This window comes from Mesorhizobium sp. f-mel, assembly GCF_053850215.1.
This window is the reverse complement of the sequence record NZ_JBSPTO010000007.1, coordinates 57,338-71,407: the sequence shown is the minus strand read 5'-3', so window position 1 is coordinate 71,407 and position 14,070 is coordinate 57,338. Positions and strand designations below refer to the sequence as shown.

Here is a 14,070-nt window from a genome sequence, read left to right as displayed (position 1 = left end):
GGACACGCTTTAGAGAATAGGTATAATTTGTATAATTGTCTACATCATTATACAAATTCGGACGAGAAGGAATGGCTGCCATGCGAGGACAGGAAGCGCGCGATCAGGCTGAGCGCAAGGCCGTCATGGCGACGCTGGCGCAATCGACCGGCGACGATATCGTCCGCCTTTGGAACGCAGCCGGCCTGCCTTCGGAAGCAGAACTCCTGCGCGGTCCCGAAACCGGCCTGGTCACCGTGCGTGGCCGCATCGGCGGCGGCGGCGCACCATTCAATGTCGGCGAGGCGACGGTCACCCGCGCTACCGTCCGGCTCGCATCCGGACAGGTCGGCCACTGCTACGCGCTCGGCCGTGACAAGCAGAAAGCAAAACTGGCGGCGATCGCCGACGCGCTCTGGCAGGATCCTGCCCTGCGCCGCGAGGTCGAGACAAAACTCATTGCGCCGCTGCAGGCCGCACTTGCCGGCGCACGTGAACGGCGGCGCGCCGAGACGGCGGCAACGAAGGTCGATTTCTTCACCATGGTACGCGGAGAAGACTGATGGACATCGCAACGCAAGCGATCGAGGGCGGCTTTGCCGATCCGGTGTTCGACGCCCAGACGGTGTTCCGCGCCGTGATGGATGCGATGGCGCGGCCAGGCACCCTGCAGCCCCTGCCGATCTTTGCCCGCCCGCCGGCGCCACTGTCGGCCACCGCCGGCGCCATCGCGCTGGCGCTGTGCGACAACGACACGCCGCTCTGGCTCGACCCCGTTTTGCAGGCCCCAGCAGCGGTGAAATCCTGGCTCGGCTTCCACACCGGCGCGCCGCTGGCCAATACGCCGGCCGACGCGCATTTCGCGCTGATCGCCACGCCGGCCGAGATGATGTCGCTCGATGGCTTTTCGCAGGGCACCCAGGACTATCCCGACCGCTCCACAACGCTGATCCTGCAGGTGAGCGATATCGTTTCAGGCGCCCCTCTGCTGCTCGAAGGTCCCGGCATCGAAATGACTGCAACCATCGCGCCGGCGCAGATGCCGCGCCATTTCGTCGAGCAATGGAAGCAGAACAACCAGCGCTTTCCGCGTGGCGTCGACATCATCCTTGCCACCCCCGACGGCGTTGCCTGCCTGCCGCGCACGACGCGCATCAAGACGATGGAGGCGTGATATGTATGTCGCGGTAAAAGGCGGCGAAGCGGCCATTGCCAACGCCCACTCCCTGCTCGCCGACCGCCGGCGCGGCGATCGTTCCGTGCCGGCGCTGCGCCTCGACCAGATCGTCGAGCAGCTGGCGCTCGGCGTCGACCGGGTGATGAGCGAGGGTTCGCTCTACGACCGCGAGCTGGCGGCCCTCGCCATCGTTCAGGCGCGCGGCGACATGATCGAGGCGATCTTCCTGGTTCGTGCCTATCGGACCACGCTGCCACGCTTCGGCTATACCAAGGCGATCGACACTGGCGCGATGCTGGTCGAGCGGCGCGTTTCGGCGACCTACAAGGATCTTCCTGGCGGCCAGCTGCTCGGCCCGACTTTCGACTACACTCACCGGCTGCTCGATCCCGAGCTCGCCGCGGGCGGCGATGTCGCCGAGCCGCTGCAGCGTGCCAGCGAGGCGGAAGCCATGCCGCGCGTCTCCGCGATCCTCGCCCGCGAAGGCCTGATCGAGCCTGATGGCGACATGCCGCAGGATCATGTCCCCGGCGACATCACCCGCGAGCCGCTGGAATTCCCGATGGCCCGCGACATCCGCCTGCAGGCGCTGTCACGCGGCGACGAGGGTTTTCTGCTGGCGCTCGGCTATTCCACCCAGCGCGGCTACGCCCGCAACCATCCCTTCGTCGGCGAAGTTCGCATCGGTGAGGTCGAGCTGGAACTCGATGTGCCGGAGCTGCCCTTCGCGGTACCGCTCGGCTCCGTGCGCGTCACCGAGTGCCAGATGGTCAACCAGTTCAAGGGCTCGGCCAAGGCGCCGCCGCAATTCACCCGCGGCTACGGCCTCGTCTTCGGTCAGAGCGAGCGCAAGGCGATGGCCATGGCACTGTGCGACCGGGCGTTACGCGCTTCGGAATTCGGCGAAGACGTCGTCGCCGCTGCCCAGGACGAGGAGTTCGTCATCTCGCATTCCGACAATGTCCAGGCGACCGGCTTCGTCGAGCATCTGAAGCTGCCGCACTATGTCGACTTCCAGGCCGAGCTCGACCTCGTGCGCCGCATGCGCGCCGAGCATGACGCCCGCGAAAACGCAGGCAAAGTCGAAGAGAAGAGGCAGGCTGCGGAATGACTTCAGTTAGCTCCACCACCATGATCTCGTGGGAATGGCCGCTACACCCCTCCGGATCCGCCGTAGCCGCTACTGCCGCCAACGGTTTCGCCATTCGCGCCTTCCTTCGGCGCAGGAAGAACCATTCTTCGAAGGACAAAGGCAACCACGCCGACAAACACCAGCAACAGGATTCCGATGTGCATCCATCCGGTTGGAGTCATCCGAGCCTGGCCCTTCTTCCGCGTCTTGGAAGTCAATTCGGTAGCACACAGCGGAAGCGATCGCCATGACCGACATCGCCACTTACAACTTCGCCTATCTCGACGAGCAGACCAAGCGGATGATCCGCCGCGCGATCCTCAAGGGCATAGCCGTTCCCGGCTATCAGGTGCCGTTCGCCTCGCGCGAAATGCCGATGCCTTATGGCTGGGGCACCGGCGGCGTCCAGGTCACGGCTTCGATCATCGGCCCTGAAGACGTGCTCAAAGTCATTGACCAGGGCGCCGACGACACCACCAACGCGGTTTCAATCCGTGCGTTCTTCAAGAAGGTCGCCAATGTCGCCGTCACCACCGAGACGGCCAAGGCGACCATCATACAGACCCGCCACCGCATTCCCGAACATCCACTGAGCGCGGGCCAGGTGCTGGTCTACCAGGTGCCAATTCCCGAACCGTTGCGCTTCCTCGAACCGCGCGAAACGGAAACGCGCAAGATGCATGCGCTGGAGGAATACGGCCTCATGCATGTGAAGCTCTACGAGGACATCGCCAGGCACGGCCGCATTGCCACTACCTATGCCTACCCGGTCAAGGTCGAGGGCCGCTATGTGATGGATCCCTCGCCAACGCCGAAATTCGACAACCCAAAGATGCACCATTCGCCGGCTCTGCAACTGTTCGGCGCCGGCCGCGAAAAGCGCATCTATGCGCTGCCGCCCTTCACCGATGTGGTCAGCCTCGATTTCGAGGACCATCCGTTCGAGGTGCAGACCTTCGACCAGCCCTGCGCGCTGTGCGCGGCCGAGAAGGTCTATCTCGACGAGGTCATCCTCGACGACCATGGCGGCCACATGTTCGTCTGCTCCGACACCGACCATTGCGAGAAACGGCGCGAAGGAGGCCATCGTGGCCGTCTTGCGCCCGAAACGATGGAGCCGGCGCAATGACCGACGAACCACTGCTGCGCGTTTCCGCGCTATCCAAATTCTACGGCTCGCGTGTCGGCTGCGAAAACGTCACATTCGACCTTTGGCCGGGCGAGGTGCTGGCGGTAGTCGGCGAATCCGGTTCCGGCAAGACGACGCTGCTCAACTGCCTCTCGACCAGATTGCTGCCGAGTTCCGGCACCGCCAGCTACCGCATGCGCGACGGTCAGTTCCGCGAACTCTACCGCATGAGCGAGGCCGAGCGCCGCTTCCTGATGCGCACCGACTGGGGCTTTGTCCACCAGAACCCCGCCGACGGGCTGCGCATGACGGTGTCCGCCGGCGCCAATGTCGGGGAGCGGCTGATGGCGGTCGGCGACCGCCACTATGGGAAAATCCGCGCCACTGCGGTCGACTGGCTGTCACGCGTCGAGATCGACGAGGACCGCATCGACGACGAGCCGCGCGCCTTCTCCGGCGGCATGCGCCAGCGCCTGCAGATCGCCCGCAATCTCGTCACCGGGCCGCGGCTGGTGTTCATGGACGAGCCGACCGGCGGCCTCGACGTTTCCGTGCAGGCGCGTCTGCTCGACCTGTTGCGCGGGCTGGTCACCGATCTCGGCCTTGCGGCAATCGTCGTCACCCACGACCTCGCAGTGGCACGTCTGCTGTCGCAACGCATGATGGTGATGAAGGACGGCCGCGTCGTCGAAAGCGGCCTCACCGACCGCGTGCTCGACGATCCGCGCGCGCCCTACACCCAGCTCCTTGTTTCTTCCATTCTGCAGGTGTGATCATGGCAACCCCGCTCGTCGTCTCCGATGTCGCCAAGAGCTTCACCATGCATCTGCGCGACGGCATCAAACTGCCTGTCGTCACCGGCGTGTCGTTCTCGATCAGGGCCGGCGAGTGCGCCGTGCTCGGCGGCCCTTCCGGCGCCGGCAAGAGCTCGATCCTGAAGATGCTCTACGGCAACTATGCGGTCGACGAAGGCCAGATCATCGTCCAGCACGAGGACGGGCTCATCGATCTCGCGACGGCGAGCCCGCGCACCGTGCTTGCCGTGCGCCGGCTCACGATCGGCTATGTCAGCCAGTTCCTGCGCACAGTGCCGCGCGTCCCCGCCCTCGATGTCGTCGCCGAACCGCTGGTCGAGCGCGGCGAGGACCGTGAAGTTGCGCGCGGCAAGGCGCGCGCCTTGCTGGGGCAGCTCAACCTGCCGGAAAAACTTTGGGCACTGCCGCCGGCGACCTTTTCCGGCGGCGAACAGCAGCGCGTCAACATCGCGCGCGGCTTCATCACCGAGCACCCGATCCTGCTGCTCGACGAGCCGACCGCTTCGCTCGATGCCAGGAACCGCGAAGTCGTGATTACGCTGATCGCGGCCAAGAAGGCGGCCGGCGTCGCCCTGCTTGGCATCTTCCATGACCGCGACGTGCGCGAGGCGGTAGCCGACCGCGTCATCGACGTGACCGCTTTTGCCGCCGGGAAAATCGCCGCATGACGCGAAAATTGTCGGAAACGCCGCTGGTCCACGAGACAGCGGAAGTCGAGAATTCGACGCTTGGCCGCTGGACCGAAATCGCCGAACGATGCCGGGTTTCGGAGAGCACGATCGGCGACTATTCCTACATGATGCAGGACTGCGGCGTCTGGTGCGCGACGATCGGCAAGTTCGCCAACATCGCCGCCAATGTGCGCATCAACGCCACCAACCACCCGACGTGGCGGCCGACGCTGCACCATTTCACCTATCGCGCCTCGGATTATTGGGACGACGCCGAGCACGAGAGCGAATTCTTCGCCCAGCGCCGCGCCAGACGCGTCACCATCGGCCACGACACCCGGCTTGGCCACGGCTCGACCGTCCTGCCCGGCGTCACCGTGGGCGACGGTGCGGCGGTCGGCGCCGGTGCGGTGGTGTCGAAGGACGTTGCGCCCTACACCATCGTCGGCGGCGTGCCGGCGAAACCAATCCGCGAACGCTTCGACCGCCACACGGCGGAACGTTATCAGGCACTCGCCTGGTGGGATTGGGACCATGCCCGCCTGCGCGCCGCGCTCTACGATTTCCGCGCCCTTTCGGCGGAAGCGTTTCTGGAAAAATACGGCAGCTGAAGGGGGTGAATGGTGAATAGAAGGGCCTTCACCAGCCTCTTCTGGCTGCCACCGTCACCATTCACCATTCACGGCGCGCCGCCCAAGCCTGTGGGCGGTAACAAAACTGACATCAATCCGACACCGCAGGTTCATGGCCTTGCGCTAGCGATGGTTAACAGACCTTCGAAACGCGACTGGACTGGAACTTGCCTATGTCAGCAACCTCAGCCACGCTCGAAATCCGCGGCGTCACCCGCCGGTTTGGCAAGAACACCGCCGTCAGCAATGTCGATATCTCGATCCCGCACGGTCAGATGGTCGGCATCATCGGCCGCTCCGGCGCCGGCAAGTCGACCCTTTTGCACATGATCAACCGCCTCATCGATCCGAGCCAAGGGTCGATTTTCTTTGACGGTGCCGAAGTCTCCAGCCTGCGCGGCTCGCTGCTCAGGCGCTGGCAGCGCGATTGCGCCATGATCTTTCAGCAATTCAACCTGGTGCCGCGTCTCGACGTGCTGACCAATGTGCTGCTCGGCCGGCTCAATCACCGCTCGACGATTGTCAATCTGCTCGGTGTCTTCTCTCGCGAGGAACGGGCCGAGGCGATAGCGGCGCTCGAGCGTCTCGACATTGCCCGCACGGCGCTGCAGCCGGCCGGCACCTTGTCCGGCGGCCAGCAGCAGCGCGTCGCGATCGCCCGCGCCATGATGCAGCAGCCGAAAGTTATCCTCGCCGACGAGCCGATCGCCTCGCTCGACCCGCTCAATGCCAAGGTGGTGATGGATTCGCTGCAGGACATCAATCTGCGCGAAGGCATGACCGTCGTCACCAATCTGCACACGCTGGATACTGCGCGCACCTATTGCAACCGCATCATCGGCATGGCTGCCGGCAAGGTCGTGTTCGACGGCCCACCCGAAGATCTCAACCGTGAGGCGGTGCGCATGGTCTACGGTGCCGACAGCAATGGCGGCGAAATCTCCGAGGCCATCACCTCGACCAGCGTCACCATCAAGCAAAAAATCGCCGCATCCGCAGGACCGCTCGAGCCCGCATTTCCTGGCTATTAGTTCCATGATCCCCGACAGGTGGATACCGGTATCCAGAAAGGATCATGGACAAACAAAAGAGCGCCTGGATCGCCAGCCCGCGTCAAGGGCGCTGTCAAAATTCGAACGCTACCGGCGCGATGCCGGAATCAACAGGAGAGACGCGAAATGTTTAGAAAGATACTTTTCGGTGCCGTTTCCATCCTCGCCATGGCGATGGGCGCGGTCCAGGCACAGGACCTGAAGGAATTCCGCGTCGGCATTCTGGGCGGCGAGAACGAAGCCGATCGCCTGCGCAACTATCAGTGCTTTGCCGACCACATCAAGGAAGTGCTGGGCGTCGAGAAAGTTTCGCTGTTCCCGGCCGCCGACTACGACGGCGTCATCCAGGGCCTGCTCGGCGGCACGCTTGACTATGCCGAGCTCGGCGCTTCCGCCTATGCCAAGATCTATCTCGAAAACAAGGACGCGGTTCAACCGATCCTGACGACGATCCAGACCGACGGTTCGACCGGCTACCATTCGGTCATGGTCGCCCGTGCCGATTCCGGCATCAAGACACTCGCCGACATGAAGGGCAAGAAACTCGGTTTCGCCGATCCCGATTCGACTTCTGGTTATCTGATCCCAGTCACGTCACTGCCCAAGGACATCGGCCTGGATGTGAAGAGCTACTTCGCGTCGACCGGTTTCGGTGGCGGCCATGAACAGCTTGTCCTTGAAGTCCTGAAGGGCACCTTCGATGCCGGCACCACCTGGGCCTCCGGCGTCGGCGATTTCAAGGACGGCTACAGCTCGGGCAACCTCCGCAAGATGGTCGACAAGGGCGTGCTCAAGATGGACGACCTCGTCGAATTGTGGCAGTCGCCGATGATCCCGAACGGCCCGTTGGTCTTGCGTACGTCCATCGACGCCGGCGCCAAGCAGAAGATCACCGATTTCCTGACCAAGCTTCCGGAAACCGATCCGGCCTGTTTCTCCGCGATACAAGGCGGCGACTTCAAGGGCTATTCGCCGGTCACCCCGGAATTCTATCAGGCAATCATCGATGCCCGTAAGGCGAAGATCGGCTCGTAAGTAAACTGCCACAACGCCGCCGGGCCATGTGCCGCCGGCGGCGTTGCCGCATCAGGGGCCGGGGATCTATCGATGAGTGCGACCGATGTTTACCACGCGCCTGCGCTTTCACCGGAGGCAGCCACAGTCGAGCGGCACTGGCGCGACCTCGCCGCTCGCCGGCGCCTTTACACGATCGGTGGCCTGGCTTTCCTGTTTCTTGCACTCTCTGGCTCGCTCTGGTTCGCCAACGAAACCAACGCCGGAAAGTTCTTCGACCGCCTTTCCTACATCGCCGACTTTTTCACCGAATTGAAGCCGCGCGACTGGTTCGACCCGGTGCGCGCGCTGTTCGACCTGCCTTCCGCCTATGACGATGGCAGCCTCAAGTTCGACTACCCCGAAGGTCGGGTCTACCTGACCCAAGGCATCTACATTCCGGAGTATTTCCACCGGATGATCGAGACGCTGAACATTGCCCTGTTTTCGACGCTGGTGGGCTCCACATTCGGTTTCCTGCTCTGCTTCCTGGCTGCAGGCAACATCACGGCCAGCCGCTGGCTCCGCTTCACCACGCGCCGCTTCCTTGAAATCGTCCGCGCCTTTCCGGAAATCGTCATCGCCGGCTTCTTTCTGGCGGTCTTCTCGCTTGGACCGATTCCGGCGATCCTCGCGGTCAGCATCCATACCGTCGGCGCGCTCGGAAAAATGTTCTTCGAAGTGGTCGAAAATGCCGACATGAAGCCTGAAGAAGGCTTGCGGGCTGTTGGCGCCAACTGGATCGAACGGGTGTGGTTCGGCATCGTGCCTCAGGTCCTGCCCAATTTCATGAGCTACTTCCTGCTCCGCTTCGAGATCAATGTGCGCGCTTCGACCATTCTCGGTGCCGTCGGCGCCGGCGGCATCGGCGAATCCCTGCGTCTTTCGATCGGCCGGGGCCATGAGGCCAAGACCATTGCCATCGTCTTTCTGCTGTTCTGCACGATAGTCTCTGTCGACCAGTTTTCGGCATGGCTGAGGCATCGTCTTGTCGGCCGGCAGGCGTTCGCATACGGGCGCGGAGAGTAACACCATGAACGCCGATGCCATCGACGACATCGCCGCTCGCCACCCGGACGCCTTCCGGCGCTCCCTATGGAAGCGCTACGCCGTCCCGATCGGCATCCTTCTCTGCATTCTCTACACCTTCTATTGCGCGTGGTTCTTCTCGATCGCCACCGTGCTCGAAAAGGCGAACTGGAATCTTGCCGGCGCTTATCTCGCCGACTGGGTGTCTTACGAAATCCGGCCCGACATCGAGTTCAAAGATAGCTATCTGACGATCGACTACTCCCGCTTTTCCAAACTGGGATCCAATCCAGATCCCGACTGGGTGGCCAAGCAGATGGCCGTCATCGAGCGGCAGGTCGACGCAGTGCCGGCACCGGCGATCGCGACCAACAAGTCATCGCAGGATTCGTTCATGGCGCCCGGCGCGCCGACCGCCGAGAACCCGGCCGCCCCGTTGGGCCAATCCGCTCCGGCTGCACCTGAAACGGTGCGCGAAAACGCCGTTGTGGCGGCGACTGTCACCCTTGGCAATGGCCGGATCGCCATCACGCCAAACCTCGTCACCGTGACGCGCGGCGCCGAAAGCGTCATTTTCGACATTGCCAAGGACAGCTCTGTGACGCCACGCACACCGCTGCCCGACTGGATCGAGCAACGCAGGCCAGGCTCGACAGCCTACGTCTCGTTCGGCCTTCTCGGTCGCGCCGAAGTGCAAAATGACGAAGTCGTCGCTTGGAGACGTTTCTTCGGCTGGGCCAATTTCGTCTTTGACACGAACTCGCCATTCTGGGGAAAGCCGTTCGGCGAGGTCGCTTCACTGATCGTCTCCGGGGCCCGCATCGATCCGTCGCGGTCGAACGCAGCGCTCGCCTGGGACAACATCTTCAACAATGCCGAGTGGCAGCATGGAGACGTCTGGCTGAAACTCTTGCAAACCATCGTCATGGCTTTTGTCGGCACGGTGCTGGCCTCGATCGTCGCCTTTCCGCTCGCCTTCCTGGCTGCACGCAACGTCACGCCGAGCCGGATCGCCAATCAGGTGACAAAACGCTTCTTCGATTTCCTGCGCTCGGTCGACATGCTGATCTGGGCGCTGTTCTTCACCCGCGGCTTCGGTCCGGGACCGCTGGCCGGCATGTCGGCCATCTTCTTCACCGACACCGGAACCCTCGGCAAACTCTACTCCGAGGCGCTGGAAAACATCGACGACAAGCAGCGCGAGGGCATCCGCTCGGTTGGCGCCACGCCGGCAATGGTGCAGCGCTACGGCGTGCTGCCCCAGGTTCTGCCGGTATTCCTTAGCCAATCCCTCTATTTCTGGGAATCGAACACCCGGTCAGCGACGATCATAGGCGCCGTCGGCGCCGGCGGCATTGGCCTGAAATTGTGGGAAGCCATGCGCACCAATACCAATTGGGCCAATGTTTTCTACATGGTTGTGCTGATTCTGCTCGTCGTCTTCATCTTCGACAACATCTCCAGCTATCTACGCCGCAAACTGATGGGGACAGTCGGAAACGGCAATGACGAGCGGCGCGAGCGCGCGCCCGCCGGCCTGCCGCCGGCGGCTCAGATCGCCTGAGAGGAAGCTCGGCTGCGTCCTAAGCACCAGCCTTTTTCCAGCCACTCCTGATATGCTTGTAACCGTCGCGGTAGACGACTTCCGGGCTTTCCGAAAAATCGCGCCAGACCTTGGTTGCCGCCGCCAAATCCTTCAGCGAGCGGCCGAAGGCCTCGATCGTCAGCCAGTCGTCATAGCCACTCTTGCCGATGGCCGAAAACGTCTCCTTCCACCGAATGTGGCCGCGCCCAGGTACGCCGCGATCATTCTCCGAAATATGGATATGGACGACATTTTTGTGGTTGCGCGTATAGGCGCCGATCGGGTCGGCCTCCTCGATATTGGCGTGGAACGTGTCGTACATCGCCTTGATATGCGGCCGGTCGATAGCGTCGATATGCTCGGACAGATCGTCCATCGTGTTCAGCAGGTAGCACTCGAAGCGGTTGAGCGCCTCCAGCCCGATGGTGACGTTCCTCTTGCCGGCATGGTCGCCGATGGCGCGTTGCGAGGCAACGGAGCGCTTCTTCTCCGCCGCCGTCGGCCCACTGCCGGAGAAGGCGCCCAGTGTCGAATGCAACGGGCCGCTCAGCGTTTTGGCGCCGAGCGCAGCCGAGCAGTCGATCGCCCACTTCATATAGTCGATGCCGGCCTTGCGCGTTGAACCATCGGCCGAGATCAAGTTCAGCGCCGGATCGCCCATCGCTGAAACGGCGGTGCGCTCCAGCCCGATGCGGTCGAGCAGTTCGCCAAGTTTTGTGTAGTCGTCCGGCGTGCCGGCAAAGATCGGTATCTCGACGCCATCGAAGCCGGTCGCCTTGATATCCCTAAGCAGTGGCTCGTGCTTCTTCGACACGGCCGTCGTCCACAAAAACATGCACATGCCGATTTTCATCGACGCCCCTCCCATCATTGCGAAATCCACAGGGGTGTTGAGATTCAGGTTAGGCCGAGCCGAAAATGGTAGTTTCCGAGAACCGGAGCGGAGCGTACTTTTCGTACGTGAGCACCGGAAGCGCATGAAACTGCCGTTTGCAGGCCGGCATCACCTGAAGATCAGCACCCCGATCAGAGCTTCGTCCAGGCCCCGTTCTTCCTCGACGACTTCACGCAGGCTTCGATGAAGGCCATGCCTTCGACCCCGTCCTGGATGGTCGGGAAGATAACTTCCTTAGCCGGCTTGCCGCCTTTGCGGCGCGCCGCGCGGATGGCGCGGGCCGCCTCCTGGTAGATGTTGGCGAAGCCTTCGAGATAGCCTTCCGGATGGCCTGACGGAACCCGGCTGACGCGCCCGGCGACGGGAAGCGCGCCAGCGCCGTTCCGGGTGATCAACTGCTTCGGCTGGCCGAACGGCGTGTACCAGAGGTAGTTCGGGTCGGCCTGCACCCATTCAAGTCCGCCCTTCGAGCCGTAGATGCGCAGCTTCAGCCCGTTCTCGTGGCCGGGCGCCACCTGGCTCGCCCAGATCATGCCCTTGGCCGGGTGCGACTTGCCGACCGGTTTGAAGCGCAGCATCACGTTGACATTGTCGTCGAGTTGCCGCCCCGGCACGAAGGCGTCGAGATCGGCGGAAAGTGAATCGAGCTCCAGCCCGCAGACGAAGCGCGCGAGATTGTAGGCATGCGTGCCGATGTCGCCCAGCGCACCGCCGGCACCCGCCTGCTTGGGGTCGGAGCGCCAGGCCGCCTGCTTCTGGCCGGTAGCGGCGAGGTCCTCGGTTAGCCAGTCCTGCGGATATTCAGACTGCACGATGCGGATGTCGCCGAGCTGCCCCTTGGCTACCATCTCGCGCGCCTGCCGTACCATCGGATAGGCGGTGTAATTATGCGTCAGCACGAACACTTTGCCGGTCTTTTCGACTAGTGCCGCCAGCTTCTTTGCCTCGGCCAGTGTCGTCGCCAGCGGCTTGTCGCAGATGACATGGATGCCTGCCTCGAGAAAAGCCTTCGCCGCCGGCACATGGACATTGTTGGGCGTGACGATGGCCACCGCCTCGATGCCGTCCGGCCGCTTGGCCTCGGCCTTGGCCATCTCGGCGAACGAGCTGTAGCTGCGCGCCGGATCGAGCCCGAGCTCCTCGGCCGATGCCTTGGCACGCGCCGGGTCGGACGACAGGGCACCTGCGACTAACACGAACTCATTGTCCATGCGCGCCGCGATCCGGTGCACGGCACCGATGAAGGCGCCTTGCCCGCCGCCGACCATGCCGTAGCGGATCGGGCCGCCTCCCGTTTCCGATTTCGATGCGCCGACCATGATTTTCTCCCTCGTCTGAAATACCCCTCCCGCCTTGAGGGGAGGGTGGCCCGAAGGGCCGGGAGGGTCGGTTCATGCCGAGCTCTACGCCCAGCGACCCCACCCCCCGATCCGCTGCGCGGATCGACCCTCCCCTCGAGGGGGAGGGGAAAAAGCGCTAGATTCCCATCATGGCGCGCAGCGACTTTTTGTCGGTCGCGCCGCCGGCGAAATCGTCGAATGCCTTTTCCGTCACCCTGATGATGTGATGCTGGATGAAGGGAGCGCCTTCGGCCGCGCCATCCTCGGGGTGCTTCAGGCAGCATTCCCATTCCAGCACCGCCCATGAATCGTAGTCATATTGGGCGAGTTTGGAGAAGATGCCGCCGAAATCCACCTGTCCGTCGCCGAGCGAGCGGAAACGCCCGGCCCGGTTCGTCCAGCTCTGATAACCGGAATAGACGCCTTGCCGGCCGGTCGGATTGAACTCGGCATCCTTGGCGTGGAACGCCTTGATCCGCTCGTGATAGATGTCGATGAATTCGAGATAGTCGAGCTGCTGCAGCAGGAAATGCGACGGGTCGTAATTGATGTTGCAGCGCTTGTGGCCGCCCACCGCGTCGAGGAACATCTCGAAGGTCGCACCGTCGAAGACGTCCTCGCCCGGATGGATTTCGTAACCGACGTCGACGCCATTGTCCTCATAGACGTCGAGGATCGGCTTCCAGCGTTTTCCCAGTTCGGAAAATGCTTCCTCGATCAATCCCGCCGGCCGTTGCGGCCAAGGATAAAGGTAGGGGAAGGCCAACGCTCCGCAAAACGACACCGACGCCTTAAGCCCGAGATTCTTCGAAGCCTTGGCGCCAAACTTCATCTGTTCGACCGCCCATTGCTGCCTGGCTTTAGGATTATTGTGCAACGCAGGCGGCGCGAAGCCATCGAACTGCGCGTCATAGGCCGGATGCACCGCCACCAACTGTCCCTGCAGATGCGTCGACAGCTCGGTGATCTCAACGCCCGCCTCGGTGCAGATGCCCTTCACTTCGTCGCAATAGGCCTGGGAAGACGCCGCCTTCTCGAGGTCGAACAGCCGGCTGTCCCAGGTCGGGATCTGCACGCCCTTGTAGCCCAGCCCGGCCGCCCATTTGTTGATCGCCGGCAGCGAATTGAACGGTGCCGCATCGCCTGCGAACTGCGCCAGAAATAGCCCAGGACCCTTCATTGTCGACGGCATCGGCATCCTCCCTAATTATCCACGACCAAGCATAGCGCCGATTGAAAGCAGGGCCAGCCTCTTTGGTCTTTTCTCGACAGGCGCTAGTACGCACCGCCATTCTGGTATTACCAAATATGGTCATTTGGTCAAGCGGTGCCACTCGCAACCAGCGCTGCGAAAATTGCCGGGCAGCGGACTAATACGCCAGTTTTATCAATGAAATAATCATGGGCCGGGGCTGCCTTGTAGGATTTCTTGCCGTCCAGATGAAATTGCTGTAGACCTCTTTTCACGCCCAATTGGTCGAACCAGTTTACGACAAATGCTGGAGCGCCTTGGGGAGGAATCATGCAACGCACTCTGGTGGAGTGCGTCGCAGGCGAACTGTTACAGGCGAATTCTGGGAA

The 14,070-nt window shown here is 62.7% G+C and carries 15 protein-coding genes; 11 read left to right on the top strand and 4 right to left on the bottom strand.

Annotated features, from left to right (window positions below):
• The first annotated feature begins 80 nt into the window (after positions 1-80).
• The 11 genes from phnG to phnE (ACWUKX_RS11825) all read left to right on the top strand — a co-directional run bounded on the left by phnG (position 81) and on the right by phnE (ACWUKX_RS11825) (position 10,233).
• A complete protein-coding gene (gene phnG, locus ACWUKX_RS11875; protein ID WP_065009787.1) occupies positions 81-542 on the top strand; it encodes a phosphonate C-P lyase system protein PhnG in 462 nt (153 codons plus the stop codon).
• Positions 542-1,153, top strand: coding sequence for a phosphonate C-P lyase system protein PhnH (phnH, locus tag ACWUKX_RS11870; RefSeq protein WP_095520286.1), 612 nt, complete (start codon positions 542-544; stop codon positions 1,151-1,153). The genes phnG and phnH overlap by 1 nt, the downstream gene beginning before the upstream one ends.
• 1 nt (position 1,154) lies before the next feature.
• Entirely contained in the window at positions 1,155-2,267 is a 1,113-nt protein-coding gene (locus ACWUKX_RS11865) for a carbon-phosphorus lyase complex subunit PhnI (protein ID WP_065009747.1), read from the top strand.
• Positions 2,268-2,535: 268 nt separating this feature from the next.
• Positions 2,536-3,417, top strand: coding sequence for an alpha-D-ribose 1-methylphosphonate 5-phosphate C-P-lyase PhnJ (locus ACWUKX_RS11860; RefSeq protein ID WP_456006874.1), 882 nt, complete (start codon positions 2,536-2,538; stop codon positions 3,415-3,417).
• Positions 3,414-4,190, top strand: a complete 777-nt coding sequence (phnK, locus tag ACWUKX_RS11855) for a phosphonate C-P lyase system protein PhnK (RefSeq protein WP_065009749.1) — start codon at positions 3,414-3,416, stop codon at positions 4,188-4,190. The genes ACWUKX_RS11860 and phnK overlap by 4 nt, the downstream gene beginning before the upstream one ends.
• 2 nt (positions 4,191-4,192) lie before the next feature.
• A complete protein-coding gene (phnL, locus tag ACWUKX_RS11850; RefSeq protein ID WP_456006872.1) occupies positions 4,193-4,900 on the top strand; it encodes a phosphonate C-P lyase system protein PhnL in 708 nt (235 codons plus the stop codon).
• On the top strand, positions 4,897-5,514 hold the full coding sequence (locus tag ACWUKX_RS11845) for a DapH/DapD/GlmU-related protein (protein WP_456006870.1): 618 nt from the start codon (positions 4,897-4,899) through the stop codon (positions 5,512-5,514). Before phnL ends, ACWUKX_RS11845 begins: the two co-directional genes overlap by 4 nt.
• A 194-nt stretch (positions 5,515-5,708) precedes the next feature.
• Entirely contained in the window at positions 5,709-6,566 is an 858-nt protein-coding gene (gene phnC, locus ACWUKX_RS11840) for a phosphonate ABC transporter ATP-binding protein (protein WP_456006868.1), read from the top strand.
• Between the two features lie 147 nt (positions 6,567-6,713).
• Positions 6,714-7,622 (top strand): phosphonate ABC transporter substrate-binding protein, encoded by a 909-nt coding sequence (gene phnD, locus ACWUKX_RS11835; protein ID WP_456006866.1) that lies wholly within the window; start codon positions 6,714-6,716, stop codon positions 7,620-7,622.
• Between the two features lie 72 nt (positions 7,623-7,694).
• Positions 7,695-8,669, top strand: a complete 975-nt coding sequence (phnE, locus tag ACWUKX_RS11830; RefSeq protein WP_456006865.1) for a phosphonate ABC transporter, permease protein PhnE — start codon at positions 7,695-7,697, stop codon at positions 8,667-8,669.
• Positions 8,670-8,673: 4 nt separating this feature from the next.
• Positions 8,674-10,233: a phosphonate ABC transporter, permease protein PhnE gene (gene phnE / locus ACWUKX_RS11825; protein WP_456006863.1), complete on the top strand. Its 1,560-nt coding sequence runs from the start codon at positions 8,674-8,676 to the stop codon at positions 10,231-10,233.
• A gap of 19 nt (positions 10,234-10,252) precedes the next feature.
• Here phnE (ACWUKX_RS11825) and ACWUKX_RS11820 read toward each other — a convergent pair whose 3' ends face one another.
• The 4 genes from ACWUKX_RS11820 to ACWUKX_RS11805 all read right to left on the bottom strand — a co-directional run bounded on the left by ACWUKX_RS11820 (position 10,253) and on the right by ACWUKX_RS11805 (position 14,013).
• Positions 10,253-11,107 carry a sugar phosphate isomerase/epimerase family protein gene (locus ACWUKX_RS11820; RefSeq protein ID WP_456006861.1) on the bottom strand — a complete coding sequence of 285 codons (855 nt, stop codon included), beginning with the start codon at positions 11,105-11,107 and terminating at the stop codon, positions 10,253-10,255.
• 173 nt (positions 11,108-11,280) lie between these two features.
• Positions 11,281-12,468: a Gfo/Idh/MocA family protein gene (locus tag ACWUKX_RS11815; protein WP_036267011.1), complete on the bottom strand. Its 1,188-nt coding sequence runs from the start codon at positions 12,466-12,468 to the stop codon at positions 11,281-11,283.
• 157 nt (positions 12,469-12,625) lie between these two features.
• Positions 12,626-13,681 carry a sugar phosphate isomerase/epimerase family protein gene (locus ACWUKX_RS11810; RefSeq protein ID WP_456006859.1) on the bottom strand — a complete coding sequence of 352 codons (1,056 nt, stop codon included), beginning with the start codon at positions 13,679-13,681 and terminating at the stop codon, positions 12,626-12,628.
• Between the two features lie 128 nt (positions 13,682-13,809).
• A complete protein-coding gene (locus ACWUKX_RS11805; RefSeq protein WP_127208719.1) occupies positions 13,810-14,013 on the bottom strand; it encodes a hypothetical protein in 204 nt (67 codons plus the stop codon).
• Positions 14,014-14,070 lie beyond the last annotated feature (57 nt).

Coding starts and splice junctions, on each gene's coding strand:
- phnG (WP_065009787.1), top strand. CDS start 81: ATGCGAGGACAGGAAGCGCGCGATCAGGCTGAGCGCAAGGCCGTCATG.
- phnH (WP_095520286.1), top strand. CDS start 542: ATGGACATCGCAACGCAAGCGATCGAGGGCGGCTTTGCCGATCCGGTG.
- ACWUKX_RS11865 (WP_065009747.1), top strand. CDS start 1,155: ATGTATGTCGCGGTAAAAGGCGGCGAAGCGGCCATTGCCAACGCCCAC.
- ACWUKX_RS11860 (WP_456006874.1), top strand. CDS start 2,536: ATGACCGACATCGCCACTTACAACTTCGCCTATCTCGACGAGCAGACC.
- phnK (WP_065009749.1), top strand. CDS start 3,414: ATGACCGACGAACCACTGCTGCGCGTTTCCGCGCTATCCAAATTCTAC.
- phnL (WP_456006872.1), top strand. CDS start 4,193: ATGGCAACCCCGCTCGTCGTCTCCGATGTCGCCAAGAGCTTCACCATG.
- ACWUKX_RS11845 (WP_456006870.1), top strand. CDS start 4,897: ATGACGCGAAAATTGTCGGAAACGCCGCTGGTCCACGAGACAGCGGAA.
- phnC (WP_456006868.1), top strand. CDS start 5,709: ATGTCAGCAACCTCAGCCACGCTCGAAATCCGCGGCGTCACCCGCCGG.
- phnD (WP_456006866.1), top strand. CDS start 6,714: ATGTTTAGAAAGATACTTTTCGGTGCCGTTTCCATCCTCGCCATGGCG.
- phnE (WP_456006865.1), top strand. CDS start 7,695: ATGAGTGCGACCGATGTTTACCACGCGCCTGCGCTTTCACCGGAGGCA.
- phnE (WP_456006863.1), top strand. CDS start 8,674: ATGAACGCCGATGCCATCGACGACATCGCCGCTCGCCACCCGGACGCC.
- ACWUKX_RS11820 (WP_456006861.1), bottom strand. CDS start 11,107: ATGAAAATCGGCATGTGCATGTTTTTGTGGACGACGGCCGTGTCGAAG.
- ACWUKX_RS11815 (WP_036267011.1), bottom strand. CDS start 12,468: ATGGTCGGCGCATCGAAATCGGAAACGGGAGGCGGCCCGATCCGCTAC.
- ACWUKX_RS11810 (WP_456006859.1), bottom strand. CDS start 13,681: ATGCCGTCGACAATGAAGGGTCCTGGGCTATTTCTGGCGCAGTTCGCA.
- ACWUKX_RS11805 (WP_127208719.1), bottom strand. CDS start 14,013: ATGATTCCTCCCCAAGGCGCTCCAGCATTTGTCGTAAACTGGTTCGAC.